This is a genomic window from Erythrobacter sp. SN021 (genome assembly GCF_021864455.1).
On sequence record NZ_JAKKUW010000255.1, the window covers coordinates 1 to 280 of the forward strand.

Here is a 280-nt window from a genome sequence, read left to right on the forward strand (position 1 = left end):
TCCCAGAAGTGCGACCACGGCTTCCTTGCCCTGCTCGGAGACGACGGTCGCCTTGACCTTGCCGCTCCGAATGTAGAAAACGGAATCCGCAGGGTCGCCCTGTCTGTACACAATTTGATCCTTCCGACAATCGGAAATGGCTCGTCCGCCGTTTACTTTCGAGAGAAACACTTTGGGATCGAACGGGAGCTTTGCTTTGCGTTTCATTGCAGCCCTGCTTATCGCGAGGGGTATCCTTTGGGGCGGCTGTGAATGTGTCGCCAGCAGAATGGTTCGCAAT

Annotated in this window: 1 protein-coding gene; it reads right to left on the minus strand. The window is 55.4% G+C overall.

The window, feature by feature from the left end:
- On the minus strand, positions 1-207 hold a 207-nt coding region (locus L5849_RS15800), incomplete at its 3' end, for a cyclic nucleotide-binding domain-containing protein (RefSeq protein ID WP_236926316.1).
- Between the last annotated feature and the right edge of the window lie 73 nt (positions 208-280).